General features: G+C 44.9%; 15 protein-coding genes. 7 read left to right on the top strand and 8 right to left on the bottom strand.

Translation table 11 applies throughout. The features are described 5' to 3' along the window. Positions 1-102: 102 nt before the first annotated feature. Both ACLTWA_RS13400 and ACLTWA_RS13395 read left to right on the top strand, forming a co-directional pair. The gene (locus ACLTWA_RS13400; RefSeq protein WP_412328400.1) at positions 103-1,203 is read left to right on the top strand and encodes an FIST signal transduction protein; all 1,101 of its coding nucleotides are present in this window, start codon (positions 103-105) and stop codon (positions 1,201-1,203) included. Positions 1,204-1,215: 12 nt separating this feature from the next. After that, positions 1,216-2,184 (top strand): methyl-accepting chemotaxis protein, encoded by a 969-nt coding sequence (locus ACLTWA_RS13395; RefSeq protein WP_412328399.1) that lies wholly within the window; start codon positions 1,216-1,218, stop codon positions 2,182-2,184. A 76-nt stretch (positions 2,185-2,260) separates the two neighbouring features. Here the strand turns inward: ACLTWA_RS13395 and rpiB are convergent, their stop codons facing one another. The 3 genes from rpiB to ACLTWA_RS13380 all read right to left on the bottom strand — a co-directional run bounded on the left by rpiB (position 2,261) and on the right by ACLTWA_RS13380 (position 4,992). Then, the gene (rpiB, locus tag ACLTWA_RS13390; protein ID WP_412328398.1) at positions 2,261-2,701 is read right to left on the bottom strand and encodes a ribose 5-phosphate isomerase B; all 441 of its coding nucleotides are present in this window, start codon (positions 2,699-2,701) and stop codon (positions 2,261-2,263) included. Between the two features lie 64 nt (positions 2,702-2,765). Further along, on the bottom strand, positions 2,766-3,902 hold the full coding sequence (aroC, locus tag ACLTWA_RS13385) for a chorismate synthase (RefSeq protein WP_412328397.1): 1,137 nt from the start codon (positions 3,900-3,902) through the stop codon (positions 2,766-2,768). A gap of 31 nt (positions 3,903-3,933) precedes the next feature. Continuing rightward, positions 3,934-4,992, bottom strand: a complete 1,059-nt coding sequence (locus ACLTWA_RS13380; RefSeq protein WP_412328539.1) for a lactonase family protein — start codon at positions 4,990-4,992, stop codon at positions 3,934-3,936. A gap of 224 nt (positions 4,993-5,216) precedes the next feature. On the opposite strand from ACLTWA_RS13380, the gene ACLTWA_RS13375 reads away from it, so the two are divergent. From ACLTWA_RS13375 to ACLTWA_RS13355, 5 genes are read left to right on the top strand one after another with little or no spacing between them, the layout of a single operon-like run. After that, entirely contained in the window at positions 5,217-5,750 is a 534-nt protein-coding gene (locus ACLTWA_RS13375; protein WP_412328396.1) for a helix-turn-helix domain-containing protein, read from the top strand. 17 nt (positions 5,751-5,767) lie between these two features. Next, a complete protein-coding gene (locus ACLTWA_RS13370; RefSeq protein WP_412328395.1) occupies positions 5,768-6,844 on the top strand; it encodes an ABC transporter ATP-binding protein in 1,077 nt (358 codons plus the stop codon). Next, positions 6,837-7,649 carry an ABC transporter permease gene (locus ACLTWA_RS13365; RefSeq protein ID WP_412328394.1) on the top strand — a complete coding sequence of 271 codons (813 nt, stop codon included), beginning with the start codon at positions 6,837-6,839 and terminating at the stop codon, positions 7,647-7,649. The genes ACLTWA_RS13370 and ACLTWA_RS13365 overlap by 8 nt, the downstream gene beginning before the upstream one ends. Positions 7,650-7,666: 17 nt before the next feature. Further along, complete coding sequence (locus ACLTWA_RS13360) at positions 7,667-8,437, top strand: ABC transporter permease (protein WP_412328538.1); 771 nt, start codon at positions 7,667-7,669, stop codon at positions 8,435-8,437. Positions 8,438-8,452: 15 nt separating this feature from the next. Continuing rightward, positions 8,453-9,550: an ABC transporter substrate-binding protein gene (locus tag ACLTWA_RS13355; protein ID WP_412328393.1), complete on the top strand. Its 1,098-nt coding sequence runs from the start codon at positions 8,453-8,455 to the stop codon at positions 9,548-9,550. A 65-nt stretch (positions 9,551-9,615) separates the two neighbouring features. Here ACLTWA_RS13355 and ACLTWA_RS13350 read toward each other — a convergent pair whose 3' ends face one another. The 5 genes from ACLTWA_RS13350 to ACLTWA_RS13330 form a co-directional block, all read right to left on the bottom strand. Next, positions 9,616-10,224 (bottom strand): hypothetical protein, encoded by a 609-nt coding sequence (locus ACLTWA_RS13350; protein ID WP_412328392.1) that lies wholly within the window; start codon positions 10,222-10,224, stop codon positions 9,616-9,618. A 226-nt stretch (positions 10,225-10,450) separates the two neighbouring features. Further along, the gene (locus ACLTWA_RS13345; RefSeq protein WP_412328391.1) at positions 10,451-11,299 is read right to left on the bottom strand and encodes a Dam family site-specific DNA-(adenine-N6)-methyltransferase; all 849 of its coding nucleotides are present in this window, start codon (positions 11,297-11,299) and stop codon (positions 10,451-10,453) included. Next, on the bottom strand, positions 11,290-12,339 hold the full coding sequence (locus tag ACLTWA_RS13340) for a DNA adenine methylase (RefSeq protein ID WP_412328390.1): 1,050 nt from the start codon (positions 12,337-12,339) through the stop codon (positions 11,290-11,292). The genes ACLTWA_RS13345 and ACLTWA_RS13340 overlap by 10 nt, the downstream gene beginning before the upstream one ends. 84 nt (positions 12,340-12,423) lie before the next feature. Continuing rightward, complete coding sequence (locus ACLTWA_RS13335; RefSeq protein ID WP_412328389.1) at positions 12,424-13,491, bottom strand: GGDEF domain-containing protein; 1,068 nt, start codon at positions 13,489-13,491, stop codon at positions 12,424-12,426. 66 nt (positions 13,492-13,557) lie between these two features. Next, the gene (locus ACLTWA_RS13330; RefSeq protein ID WP_412328388.1) at positions 13,558-13,725 is read right to left on the bottom strand and encodes a hypothetical protein; all 168 of its coding nucleotides are present in this window, start codon (positions 13,723-13,725) and stop codon (positions 13,558-13,560) included. Positions 13,726-13,930 lie beyond the last annotated feature (205 nt).

The following is a 13,930-nucleotide window of genomic DNA, read 5'->3' as shown; positions in this document are numbered from 1 at the left end:
AATCACAGACAAATCACACAATTATTCCATTTCAGACATTTTGTAACCGGATCTTGTCAATGAAATAGAAGCCGCATTCCAATTGCACGAAAGGATAATAAGATGAATTACAAAATAGGAAAAAGCAAAAACAGCAATCCAAAGACAGCCGTAGAGGAGGCCGCTTCCCAGCTGCACAACCCTAAATTAATCCTCTTTTTTTCCGGAGTCGATCAATTTAAAGAATATGCAAGGGAAATCAGGGAACGTTTTCCCCAGGCCATTTCCATGGGATCGACTACCTTTGCTGCTTTTTGCAAGGAGGGAGCATTTAAGGAAACCCTGATGTTAATAGGGTTTGAGGATGGCATCCGGTGTGAAGCCGGGCTTTTACAGGAGGCAGATAAATACTCCCTTAAGTACGTAGACCAGGTAACCCGCTGTGCTTCCCAGTTCAATAATCCGGAAAATACCATTTGTCTGGAATTTTCCAGTGCTTTGATCCGGTGCGAGGAACTGGTGCTTTCCACGATAAACGCGGTTACGGCAAAGAAGAGAATCCCTGTGTTCGGAGGCTCTGCCGGAGATAGGGGCAAGGCGGAAAAAACCATGATCGCCTTGAACGGTCAGGTCTATCAAAATGCCTGTGTCTTCGTGATGATAGAAAATCTGGGCGGAAAGATCCATTTGTACCGGGAAAATATTTACAAGCCCACGACCCACTATTTCAAAGCCACTAAGGTTGATGTGAGAAAACGAATCGTGTACGAATATGACAACAAGCCGGCAGCAAAAGTAATGGCAGATGCTTTGGGAGTATCCATATCCCAGCTGCCCAAGTATCTGGACCAGTCACCTATGGGAAGAATCATCGGAAATGAAATGTATATTGTGGCAAATAACACCGTCGTCAACGGTTCCGCCATGGAATACCATGCCAGAATCTATAACAATTCTCAGGTAGTCCTTCTGGAGGCAGATAAGTACCAGTCTGTCATTGGAGAGACTTTAAAACAGGTAAAACGGGAATGCAGCAGGCCAAGCCTTACTTTAATGGTAAATTGTCTTGCCAGGTCTCTTCTTTTTGAAGCGGATGGCTACCTCAGTCAGTTCGCTACCACCGTAGGAAGCTCTGTAGGAGATTATATCGGCTTTGCAGGTTACGGAGAACAATTAAACGAACAGCATTTTAACCAGACAATGGTATTGGCTGTATTTGAGTAGGAGGAACGTACCATGGGTTTGTTTCGTAAAAGGGAAAAAAATCAGCAGAATTGGGAGAGCCCCCAGGAAAACAGTGAGGCTTCTGTAAAACAGGACAGGCGGATGGAAAAAAGTCTCCAGTTCGGAGTCCTGCACATCGAAGAAAAAATCGAGCAGCTGATGGAGGAAGAAGCAGAGGTATCAAAATATATGGAGGATATTACAAGGACCTACGAACAGATTGCCTCCATCAATAAAAAAATCAATGAGATCAACGACGACTTCAAGAAATTCGGTTCTTATGCCAATGAAATCAATGAGGTCATCGACCGTTCCAACGGAGTGATCGCAAACACCACACAAAATGCCAACGGACTGACCGATAATATCCGGGGAACCAATCAGCAGCTGGATGCCATTGCAGATGTCTTCCAGCGTCTGGAACATGATTTCTTTAATATTCAGAACCTGTCCAATTCCATTACCGGCATCGCTTCCCAGACCAATCTGCTGGCTTTGAATGCTTCCATTGAGGCAGCAAGGGCTGGAGAAGCCGGCAAAGGGTTTGCCGTTATTGCAGAGCAGATCCGTCTTCTTTCCAAGTCCACCAAGGATCTGGTCGACGGTATTGACGAGAGCATCCACACCCTGTTTCAGGGAATCAGCGATGTACATAACGAAATCGAAGCATCAAAGGCTTCCAGTTTGTCAAATCTGCAAAAGGTTGACGAGGTACAGGAAAACATCCGCCAGGTCAGCGCCTGTACGGAGGAAATCAAAAATTTCAGCAAACAGATCATTACAGATATTGATGCTACAAGCGTCCGCATGCACGGTGCCGCCCAGGGTACGGGTGCTATCTCCGATGTGGTAGATTCCTTTGGAGAAAAAATAGAAAATCTCAATCTGAAAATGAGCCGGAAATCCAGAATCATCTGCAGCATTATTGATTTTCTTCAGCAGATGGAGAATATGCTGGCGGATATGGTAAAAGACAAATAATCCCTTAAAAATAAAAACCGGAGCCGTCATGGTCTTTCCTCACGGCCCCGGTAAATCCTGAAATCAATTCAACCTGCTATCTGTTCTCAATATCCATCACCATATCTACACGGCGCTGATGTCTTCCGCCTTCGTAAGCGGCATCTAGCCATTCTTCCGTGATCATCTTTGCCATCTCCACGCCGATGACACGTGCGCCGAAGCAAAGCACATTGGAATCGTTGTGCATTCTGGAAAGCTTTGCCGTGTAAGGCTCGCTGCAAACACAGGCCCGGATTCCCTTTACCTTATTGCAGGCAAGAGAGATTCCCACTCCGGTCCCGCAGATGGCAATTCCAAGATCAGCCTCTCCGTTTGCCACCGCACGGCCTACCTTTTCGCCATACTCCGGATAGTCACAGCTTTCCGTTGCATTGGTTCCAAAATCAATGACTTCGTATCCCTTGCTTTCTACAAACTTTTTGATCTCATTCTTCATTTCTATGGCCGTATGGTCATTTCCCATTGCAATCTTCATGTTTTTTCTCCTGTCTCTATAAAAGTATATGCGGCATTTACCATATCATAAATACCGGATTTTATCAACATTCTATGTCTTCACTGAGTGTTCTGCTTTCACACCCATAGAAAGAGACAATATGATCCATTCTTGATGCCATGTTGGCAAGAAGCAAGTCTGCGGTTGTAATGGCTGCCATGGCTTCCACCACGACAACAGCTCTCGGAACAATAATAGGGTCATGGCGTCCCTTGATCTCAATCTCGGTCTCTTCTCCCTGCCTTGTCACCGTCTTCTGGGACTTGGCAATGGATGGGGTGGGCTTAAATGCCGCACGGAATATGACTCTGGAACCATCACTGATGCCGCCAAGAATACCGCCGGAATGATTGGTTGCCTTTTCCACTGCATTTTTGGTGCCTCTTATAAAACTGTCATTGTTCTGGGAACCAAGGGCACGGGAAGCAGCAAAACCATCTCCGATCTCAAATCCCTTTACCGCTCCGATGGACATGACCGCTTTTGCAAGCGCCGCATCGTATTTTTCAAATACAGGATCTCCAATTCCGGCAGGTACGCCGTCAATGGTACATTCCACCACACCTCCGACGGAGTCCGTTTCTGCCATCATCTTTTCCAGATAGGCTTCGGCCTGGGCAGCTGTCTCCTTGTCCGGCATGTAGAGGCGGTTCTTGTCTCTTTCTTCTATACAAAAATGTTCCGGAACCGCTTCATAAGGCCCTACGGACCTGGTATAAGCCGTTACCGTTATGCCCAGCTTCTTTAAAAAAGCGGCCGCAATGGCTCCGGCAGCCACCCTTGCAATGGTCTCTCTTCCGGAAGAACGGCCGCCTCCCCGGTAATCCCGAACCCCGTACTTTGCATCATAAGTATAATCTGCATGTCCGGGACGGTAGACCTCTGCAAGGTTGCCGTAATCCCTGGAACGCTGGTCTGTATTCCATACGATCATGGAAATGGGCGTCCCCGTCGTCTTTCCCTCAAAAACACCGGAAAGAATCTCCACCTGATCCGACTCCTGACGCTTTGTGGTAAATTTGCTCTGTCCCGGTTTTCTGCGGTTTAAATAGTTCTGGATATCTGCTTCTTCAAGAGCAAGTCCTGCCGGGCAGCCATCCACGACCACCCCGATTCCCTTTCCATGGGATTCCCCCCATGTGGTTATCTTCCATATTGTCCCCAGTGTTGATCCTGCCATGTATGTCTTTCCTTTCCGCTTTCTAAATCGTTTAACCGCTGACCTTTACGATCACACAGCTGTTGGGTTCATTGACCTTTAATTCCTTGCCGTTCATGATGAGCAGTCCTTTTTCATAATCCACGGTAAAGAACGTGATACTGCCTGTCTCATGGTTGATGGAAGCGATATGCCTGTCATCCGGGAACACACAGATATCTTTGGGATAGCTTCCGCTGATGGGAAGGCAGCAGGAAAATGTCAGAAGTCCTGTCTTTGGATCGCGGTGATAGACCGTAACCGTATTATCTCCTGCATTGCCGCAGAACATGTGCGTTTCATCATTTGCCAAACGCATGGAGCAGGCGGCAGTCAACTGCGTCAAAGGGGTCTTTCCCGTTGTCTTGATCGTCTGGATCTTCTCGATCTTTGGCAGACGGTCTCCGGTTTCATAAGTAAATACATCGATCACGTTCTTTAATTCATAAAGCAGGTAGAAAAACTTCCCGTCGGAACTGAAGCGGAAGCATCTTGGCGCGGATTCCAGATCGCAGCGGATGGCATCCATTAAGATCATCTTCCCCTCTTTTTCATCAAAGCGGTAAATCTTCACCTGGTCGATTCCAAGGTCAGCCACCATAATAAACTTTCCGTCCGGTGTTCTTCTGGAACAGCTGATATGGGGGCGGAAGTTCCTTTCTGCCACGCTTCCCAGCCCTTTGTGGAACACGCCTGTAACGATATCTCCGACAGAGCCGTCCTCATTTAAATGAAGCACCGTGCATTTTCCGTCATGATATCCGGAAACAAAGAGGTATTTATCCTCTGCATCTGTTGACAGGTGACAGCCTCTCATTCCCTTAATGCCGGCACAATTCAGCCTTGTGATGGATCCGTTCTCATGAATACGGAAGGATACGACGCCTTCATCTGCAATGGAATAGAGGGTCTTTCCGCTGCTGGAGGCGACCAGATAAGAAGAATTATCTACTTCTACCTCGCATCTGGGAATAAAGCTGCCCTTTTCCACATCGACATCGTATACCGTAATGCCCTTTGCTTTTCCGTTGTAGGAATAGGAGCCTACATAAGCCATATATCTGCCTTTCATCATAATATTTCCTCCTGGATTTTTCCTTGTGTAAACTAACAAATATCATATCATAAGATTCCTTATTTGTTAAGGAAAAAGTTGCGTAAAAAGTATTGACATAACAGGAAAAATAAGTATAATGTATCTTGCTGCCTGTTTATTATTACTAAACTTTTCGCTTATATTTATCGTCAGTTAGTATAAGTAAACTTTCAGCTTAACATAATAATAAGGAGGAGCATATGGACATCGGTACAAAATTAAAGGAACTGCGTGTGTTAAAAGGACTGACTCAGGAAGAACTGGCTGACCGTGCGGAGCTGTCAAAGGGTTTTATATCCCAGCTGGAAAGGGACCTGACATCTCCCTCCATTGCAACTCTTATGGATATTTTACAATGCCTCGGCACCTCCATCGGGGAATTCTTCAATGAGACCCCGGAGGAACAGATCGTGTTCGGCAAGGGCGACTATTTTGAAAAACACGACGGGGACCTTAAAAATGAGATCCGGTGGATCATTCCCAACGCCCAGAAGAATATGATGGAGCCTATCCTGCTGACCCTGGAAGCAGGAGGAGAAACTTACCCCGACAATCCCCATGAGGGAGAGGAATTCGGCTATATCTTACAGGGGAACATTTCCATTCATTTAGGAAATAAGACATATAAAGCCAAAAAAGGGGAATCCTTTTACTTTATATCAGATAAAAAACATTATTTAAGCAGCAAGGCCGGTGCCACACTCATCTGGGTGAGTTCCCCGCCTAGCTTTTGACAGGAGGATAAAAGGTCATGGGTCAGCCATTAATTGATTTACGGAATATTACAAAAAGCTTTGACGGTACCATGGTACTGGATGATTTGAATCTCTCTGTAAAGGAGAACACTTTTGTTACTTTATTAGGACCAAGCGGCTGCGGCAAGACCACGACACTCCGTATCATCGGCGGCTTTGAACGCCCGGGCAGGGGCCAGGTGATTTTTGAAGGCCAGGATATTACGAACCTGCCTCCCAACAAGCGTCAGTTGAACACGGTTTTTCAAAAGTATGCTTTATTTACACACATGTCCATAGCAGAGAACATCGCCTTTGGTTTAAAGATTAAGAATAAGCCAAAGAAGTACATCCAGGATAAGATCAAATATGCCTTAAAGCTGGTCAATCTTGACGGCTACGAAAACCGTACCGTAAGCTCTTTAAGCGGCGGCCAGCAGCAGAGAATCGCCATCGCAAGAGCCATCGTCAATGAACCGAGAGTTCTTTTGTTAGACGAGCCTCTGGGCGCTTTGGATTTAAAGCTGCGCCAGGATATGCAGTATGAACTGATCCGTCTGAAAAACGAACTCGGTATTACCTTCATCTATGTGACCCATGACCAGGAAGAAGCACTGACCATGTCAGACACCATTGTGGTCATGAACCAGGGCTATATCCAGCAGATGGGTTCTCCGGAAAGCATCTACAATGAACCGGAAAATGCGTTTGTCGCTGACTTTATCGGGGAAAGCAACATTATGCCGGGCATTATGCTTAAGGATGAACTGGTGGAGATCTTCGGTGCCAAATTCGCCTGCGTGGACAAGGGCTTTGGCGTCAACAAACCGGTCGACGTTGTCATCCGCCCCGAAGACATTGACCTTGTAAAGCCGGAGGAAGGCAGTCTTTTGGGAACGGTCACTCACTTGATCTTTAAAGGTGTTCATTATGAAATGGAAGTGACTTCCCCTGACGGCTTTGAGTGGCTGGTGCACAGTACGGATATGTTCCCCGTAGGCCAGAGCGTAGGCATTCATGTGGACCCGTTTGATATCCAGATCATGAACAAGCCCGCTTCTGAAGATGAGGAGGCAGTTGGAATCAATGAGTAAGAAATTATTATCCGGCCCATATATCATGTGGATGATCGGCTTTATTATCATTCCGCTGGCTTTGATCGTGGTCTATGGATTGACGGACCGGTCGGGTGCATTTACCCTGGCCAACGTCATATCCATCGTTACCCCAGAACATGCAAAGGCTTTATGGCTTTCCTTAGAACTTTCCTTGGTCAGCACCGTGTTATGCCTGATTCTTGCATATCCTCTTGCCATGATTCTCCGCTCCCGGGGAATCGGACAGGGAAGTTTTATTGTTTTTATATTCATCCTGCCGATGTGGATGAACTTTCTTTTACGGACACTGGCATGGCAGACGCTGCTGGAAAAGAACGGCGTCATTAACGGAATCTTATCCACACTTCACCTGCCCGCCCAGAACTTAATCAACACCCCGGGAGCCATTATCCTGGGTATGGTGTATAACTTCCTGCCTTTTATGGTTCTGCCTATTTATAATGTGCTGATGAAGATCGACGATAACGTGATCAGCGCTGCCAGAGACTTAGGCGCCAATACCTTTCAGGTCCTGTTCCGGATTCTGCTGCCCCTTAGCATTCCCGGCATCGTAAGCGGAATTACCATGGTTTTTGTTCCGGCTCTTACCACCTTTGTTATCTCAAACCTGTTGGGCGGAAGCAAGATCCTTTTGATCGGCAATGTCATTGAACAGGAGTTTACAAAGGGAAGCAACTGGAACTTAGGTTCCGGCCTTTCTCTGGTCTTAATGATTTTTATTCTGATCAGCATGGCGCTTATCGCCAAGTATGACAAGAACGGGGAGGGAACGGCATTTTGAAGAACAGAAAGATCGATATGATCAAACGCATCTTACAGGATTTTTATCTGGTGATCATTCTGGTGTTTCTGTATGCACCGATTGTCACCATGGGAGTTCTTTCCTTTAACAGTTCCAAATCCCGGACCCAGTGGGGAGGCTTTACCGTCAGCTGGTACACGGAGCTGTTTGCCAGCAATACCATTATGACGGCGCTTTACAATACCCTGCTGATCGCTTTTTTGTCTTCCCTGATTGCGGTCATCATCGGTACGGCAGCTGCCATCGCCATCAACAGCATGGAACGTGTCCCCCGCTCCCTTCTCATGGGCATCACCAACGTTCCCATGCTCAATGCGGATATTGTAACAGGAATCTCTCTCATGCTGGCGTTTATCGCCTTTGGAATCTCTCTTGGATTCCAGACCATACTGATCGCACATATTACCTTTAACATTCCGTATGTTATTTTAAGCGTCATGCCGAAGTTAAAGCAGACAGATAAAAGTACCTATGAAGCCGCCATGGACTTGGGAGCCACATCGGTTTCTGCATTCTTTAAGGTGGTGTTCCCGGACATCCTTCCGGGTGTGCTTTCCGGTTTCCTGCTGGCATTTACCATGTCCCTTGACGATTTTATTATTACGCATTTTACAAGGGGCGCCGGCATCAATACGTTATCGACTTTAATTTACAGTGAAGTGCGCCGGGGCATCAAGCCTTCCATGTACGCACTTTCAACCATCATCTTTTTAACGGTGCTGGTGCTTCTTTTGATCACCAACTTTGCACCCCGGAGAAAAAAATAACAGGAGAATAGGCACATGAAAAAAAGTTTAATTAAAATTGCGGCATTGGGTACATTGTCAGCGCTCTTCCTTTCCTTGCTGAGTGGCTGCGGAAAACAGGGCTCCCAGGCAGGAAGCGCCGGAGAAGTATACGTATATAACTGGGGCGAATACATTGACGAATCCGTCATCGAAGAGTTTGAAAAAGAGACGGGCATCAAGGTTGTTTATGATTTATTCGAGACCAATGAAGAGATGTACCCGGTCATTGAAGCCGGCGGCGTAAAGTATGACGCGGTCTGTCCTTCCGACTATATGATCCAGAAGATGGCGGAAAATAACCTTCTGGCAGAAATTAATTTCGACAACATTCCAAACATCAAGGAGATCGATCCCAAGTATCTGGAGATGTCTAAAAGCTTTGACCCGGAAAACAAATATTCCGTTCCTTACTGCTGGGGAACCGTAGGAATCCTCTATAACACCAGCATGATCGATCCAAAGGATGCTCCTACCAAATGGTCTGATTTGTGGGATGAGAAATTTAAAGACAATATCCTGATGCAGGACAGCGTCCGGGATGCCTTTATGGTGGCTTTAAAGTCTCTGGGATATTCCATGAATACTACAAATGAAGCGGAGATCCAGGAAGCAAAAGAGCTGCTGATCAGGCAGAAACCGCTGGTACAGGCCTATGTTATTGATCAGGTGCGTGACAAGATGATCGGCGGCGAGGCTGCCTTAGGCGTCATCTACTCCGGGGAAATGCTTTATATCCAGAATGAAGTCAAGGATTTAAACCTTGATTACTCCTTAGAGTATGTGATCCCGGAAGAGGGAACCAACCTGTGGCTGGACTCCTGGGTCATTCCGGCCAATGCCCCCAACAAGGAGAACGCGGAAAAATGGATCAACTTCTTATGCCGTCCGGAGATCGCAAAGAAGAACTTTGATTATATTACCTATCCCACTCCAAACAAAGGTGCCTTTGATCTTCTTGATCCGGAATTAAAGAACAATAAAACTTTGTTTCCTGATGAGGAAATGTTAAAGACCAGCGAAGTTTATAAGTATCTTGGGGATGAAGTGGATTCCCTTTATAACGAAGCTTGGAAAGAAGTAAAATCCAATTAAATAAATGAAGATAAAAGGGAAAGTTATGGTTTTATAAACCGGAACTTTCCCTTTTATCATGAACTTTACTCTATACCCAGGTTCTCAAACAATTCTAAATATGTATGATAATTTCTCTTATAAAGTGCTACTAAATCATGCCTTCCAACTGTTTGATAATCCTTAATGCCTTTATCAAAGGCTTCAAAGAGATTGACACGGTCTGTAAGCCCTGAGTTTCTTATTTCTGCGGGCAGAGAGCTAAGACCCAGTATCCGTTCTCCGATTCCGTAATGTGAAGCAAGAGATTGTAATTCCACGATGGTGGCATTTTCTGGATCTATGTCATTGACAGAAATCGTTTTCTCAAACTCATCTCCGTTCTCATCCACCCCTTTTGCAGTCACCAGGGGGTTCTCTTTCGTTGATCCTTCCGCATATTCTAGGTAATAAGATAATCCGGTTCCATTACCACCAGAATATAACGCCCCCTTCTTTAAGTACAGCTTATGACCAGAAGAATGATCCGGCACTTTGGCTGCTTTTCCATTATTAGGGCTATTAGAAGCAGTGACTGAAAAATCATTATTACCGAATCTATTATTTTTGTGACAGGGCCTATATATTAATGTAAACCAATCAGGTGATATCATTATAGCAAACCTCCAGATAAAGAATATTAATAGCTTGATCATAAGAAGCACTCATTTTTAAGTACGGTTGCTCCTGTGAAATAAGGTTTTTTAGGTAATTTCCAGATATTTTAAGTATAACCTAATTATTGCTATTTTCAACCGAAATACCAAAATTCTACGCTTTTAGTGCCAAAATTTGCAGTACCTTCTATGAAAATTATAATCTTTACTAAATTCAATAAAAAAACAGACTCCCGGAATCCAAATCCGTGAATCTGCATTTATTTTAATAATTGGTTATCAGCACTTCCACCGTGACCGCATTCCGCTCCTTGAACTGATAGTTGCAGTTAGAATAGGTCTTATCAATGTAATGGATCTGATATTTTTTGCTCCACTCGATCAAAAGTTCATTGGAAAGTCCCTTATGGTACAGCACATTGGACAAAGCAAAGCGTGTCCCTTTGGCCTCCAGTGAGTCAAGCAGCTCCAAAAGCTCCCGTTCTTCCTTTTCCTTCCAGTCCTTAAATCCCCGGTTGCCGTCGTTATAATTCCCTGTGGAAATCAAATACGGGGGGTCACAGTAAACCAGATCATCTTTTGAAAGACCGGAATAATCCAGTTCTGTAAAATCCAGATTGGAAAACTCAATGTTCTTTTTATGCAGTGCCTCACAAAACAGGGTAAGATTCTTTTCAATATTGCCATTAAAGGAACTCCGGTTTCTGCCAAAAGGAGAATTGAACTCATGGCTGTTATTAAACCGAATCTGATGATTAAAGGCATAGCAGGTCAGTACAAAAAGCCGGGTCAGATCCTTTGTCTTATTATAGTCTGACCGCAGGGCATAGTAGCCTTCTGTATTCTGCTGAGTCAGTCCGTAATGGTGAATCAGTCCCTTGATTTCATTTAAAAGTTCATTGATTTCCGTTTTTTTAAAAAACTTAAATAATTCAATCAGATATGAGATCTGGTCATTGCAGATGATCCGTTCGGCATCTGCGTTAATCCCCACATTAAAGCCTCCTGCAAATACATCCACAAAGGTTCCAATATTCTTTGGAAATGCCTGGAATACAGGCTCTAAGATCTTATACTTCCCTCCGGTATAGTTTAGAGGACTTTTTATATACATGGCGGCACCTGCTTTTCAATGTAGAACAAAAGCTCCTTTAACCGCTCTGTCTCCTTCACCTTCCGGCTCTTATATCTTCTGTAGGGAATCTCATAAACTTTAAAGGTCTCCGGCTTTCCACAGGCTTTCATGACTTCTTCGATCTCCGCAACTGTCATAAGCCCGTCCGTGCTGTAGCTCAGTATGATATGGGAAAACCTGGCATTGGCGAGAAGCTCTTCAAAGGCCGGAAGTACTTTGCCTTTCATGCAGAACTCTGACTTCTGCCCGCCATCGGGCCGCTGGCCGGTCACGCCCCGCACCTGAGGATAGTCATACCGGGCCGCTGTCTCAAGGACGTGGTAATTGGATAAATACTGGCGGGCATTATACGGGGGATCAATGTACAGGATGTCCCCTTCGATCTGTTTCAAAAGCTCCGCTCCGTTTAGGTTGTAGCACTTATTCTCTTTTCCGTTATGGGTGACGGGAAGACGGTAAAGCTCGTACCGTTTGTAGCTGCGCCTCTCCCAGGTCTTATGGAATGCACCGTAAGTTCCTGAAGTATTGGACACAAAAGGAATTCCCTCCACAATGCAGGCAACCAGATAATAGTATTCATGGTCGTTTAATAAACCGGCCTCTCTCCAGTCCTCCACGCTGCATCTGGCAAAGTCGATGCGCAGGGCATTCTCATCGTTTAGATACATGCGGCCGCCCTCAGGGGCATAGGTATTCTGAAAAAAGCGGCGCTCCTTTGGAAGCTCCTCCAAATGTTTTTTTTCTCTTCCGTTAAGATACTCCACCGGGTCTTCAATACCCAGGATATCCTTTAACTGAACAAACGCAGGCATGGTGTCATTCTCAACGGTGGCCCGCTGCAGCACGTAGGAAAAGTACAGCAGGTCATTGGAACAGACCTGATACCACTGTTTAAAATATCTGGCAACCGCAGCGGTTCCGGAAAATATATCACAAAAGCTTTTCGCCTCTGGGGCCTTGTCATCAATCACCTGTTTGATCTGGTCCAGCAGCAGTGTCTTGCTTCCAATAAATCTCATTCTTTTCTTGCTCCCATTTCTTTTAACCTGCATATCATTATATAGGAAAACCGGAAAAAACACAAGAAAAGATAAGGGTCTAAATCACACGGTACTCTTTCTGTTTATTTGCTTCCGTGCCCTTTTGAAGCAGTACATTTTTTCATCTGCCCTTTTTATAACGTCTTCAGAAAGAACATCCGTTCCCGCTTCAACGTATACCACTCCGTAGCTGATGGACATAGGATATTCTGTTTTCCCATCTGCTAAATTCCGGTCAATGGCCGCAAGTTTCTCGACCGCATCCTGCTCGCAGCAATCCTTGTAAAGCACCACAAATTCATCCCCGCCATACCGGCAGGTAAAATCCTCTTCACCGGCTGACTGTTTTATTTCCTCTGATACCAGTTTGATATAGTCGTCTCCGTGTAAATGTCCGAACTGGTCATTGATTTGTTTTAAATCGTCAAGATCGATCATACAAATGGAAAAAGGAACGCCTTTTTCCATGTAACGGTCAATAGTCTCCAGACAATTCCTGCGGTTGTTAAGTCCCGTCAGCTCGTCTTGATAGGCCATGACCTCCAAAAATGCTTCATTTTCTTTCTGACAGGTAATATCTGTAATGATATGAACCACTGCTTTTTTATCCTCCCAAAGCAAAGTATATGCTTTAACCTGAAAAATCTTATTATGGAAACACTGAAATTCGTACCGCTGTTCTGTCTCCTGTCCCTGGCAGGACTGGAGCCTTGCCATAAACGGGCAGTCTTTTTCACATACGATACTCCTGGTTTCCGGGTCATAAAACTGTTTTTTAGCCAGTTCATTGGCATAAAGGATTTCTCCGGTTTCTTTTTCCGTTACAATCACCCATTCCTTTAAACTGTCCATAATGGATACCAGAAGACGATTAAATCTTCTTTCTTTCTCCACCTGTTCCTTTAACCTTAAAAATGCACTTTTTACGTCTCTCTGTTGTTTGTAAACTCCGTTTATCACCTGCATGATCTGCCCGATGATACGTTTTATGGAAGTATGAAGCTGTTTTAACTCTTCTGTAACACAAAATTTCCGGTCCTGAGGCGGGAAGGAGAGATTTCCGTCTGCGGGACTGTTCCATATAATTTTGCGGATCTGCTCCAAAAGAGTGTTTGCATCTTTTTCCGTCATTTATTACACCTTCGCTCAATGATTGCTCTCTGCCTCAGACTGGTTCCCATGGAAAATAACTCTTGCTCATGTCTCACCATACCGGTGTGACATTTCCGTTTTTATGGTATACTCTAACAGCCGGTGCATCATTACAGGCATTTTCCCTCCAGGATGTTCCCGTCCGACTGCTCTATTTCCTATCGAATCCCAGGAGGATTCCCTCTCCTCCCCTGTTTGAAAGATATGAAACATAGGCTTTCTACCCCCCTTCTGAAACACGTTACTCCGTTTTCAGACCTTTTTTGCGTGGAACATTAAGAGAACTTTATGGATACAGATATGAGAAGTATGGGATATATGATTAATATATTCACAACCCCTCTTTGTTTTGTATGAATATTGGTATTTCCTTCCTGAACTCACTGTATTTCTTTCTGACAAAAAGGTGTACCTTTTT

The organism is Lacrimispora sp. (genome assembly GCF_046972725.1).
Taxonomy (GTDB): Bacteria; Bacillota; Clostridia; order Lachnospirales; family Lachnospiraceae; genus Lacrimispora.
The sequence above is the reverse complement of the archived record's forward strand: the minus strand, read 5'-3'. Positions and strand labels throughout refer to the sequence as shown.

Coding starts and splice junctions, on each gene's coding strand:
- ACLTWA_RS13340 (WP_412328390.1), bottom strand. CDS start 12,339: ATGAGATTTATTGGAAGCAAGACACTGCTGCTGGACCAGATCAAACAG.
- ACLTWA_RS13355 (WP_412328393.1), top strand. CDS start 8,453: ATGAAAAAAAGTTTAATTAAAATTGCGGCATTGGGTACATTGTCAGCG.
- ACLTWA_RS13345 (WP_412328391.1), bottom strand. CDS start 11,299: ATGTATATAAAAAGTCCTCTAAACTATACCGGAGGGAAGTATAAGATC.
- aroC (WP_412328397.1), bottom strand. CDS start 3,902: ATGGCAGGATCAACACTGGGGACAATATGGAAGATAACCACATGGGGG.
- rpiB (WP_412328398.1), bottom strand. CDS start 2,701: ATGAAGATTGCAATGGGAAATGACCATACGGCCATAGAAATGAAGAAT.
- ACLTWA_RS13375 (WP_412328396.1), top strand. CDS start 5,217: ATGGACATCGGTACAAAATTAAAGGAACTGCGTGTGTTAAAAGGACTG.
- ACLTWA_RS13365 (WP_412328394.1), top strand. CDS start 6,837: ATGAGTAAGAAATTATTATCCGGCCCATATATCATGTGGATGATCGGC.
- ACLTWA_RS13330 (WP_412328388.1), bottom strand. CDS start 13,725: ATGTTTCATATCTTTCAAACAGGGGAGGAGAGGGAATCCTCCTGGGAT.
- ACLTWA_RS13360 (WP_412328538.1), top strand. CDS start 7,667: ATGATCAAACGCATCTTACAGGATTTTTATCTGGTGATCATTCTGGTG.
- ACLTWA_RS13380 (WP_412328539.1), bottom strand. CDS start 4,992: ATGAAAGGCAGATATATGGCTTATGTAGGCTCCTATTCCTACAACGGA.
- ACLTWA_RS13335 (WP_412328389.1), bottom strand. CDS start 13,491: ATGACGGAAAAAGATGCAAACACTCTTTTGGAGCAGATCCGCAAAATT.
- ACLTWA_RS13350 (WP_412328392.1), bottom strand. CDS start 10,224: ATGATCAAGCTATTAATATTCTTTATCTGGAGGTTTGCTATAATGATA.
- ACLTWA_RS13395 (WP_412328399.1), top strand. CDS start 1,216: ATGGGTTTGTTTCGTAAAAGGGAAAAAAATCAGCAGAATTGGGAGAGC.
- ACLTWA_RS13400 (WP_412328400.1), top strand. CDS start 103: ATGAATTACAAAATAGGAAAAAGCAAAAACAGCAATCCAAAGACAGCC.
- ACLTWA_RS13370 (WP_412328395.1), top strand. CDS start 5,768: ATGGGTCAGCCATTAATTGATTTACGGAATATTACAAAAAGCTTTGAC.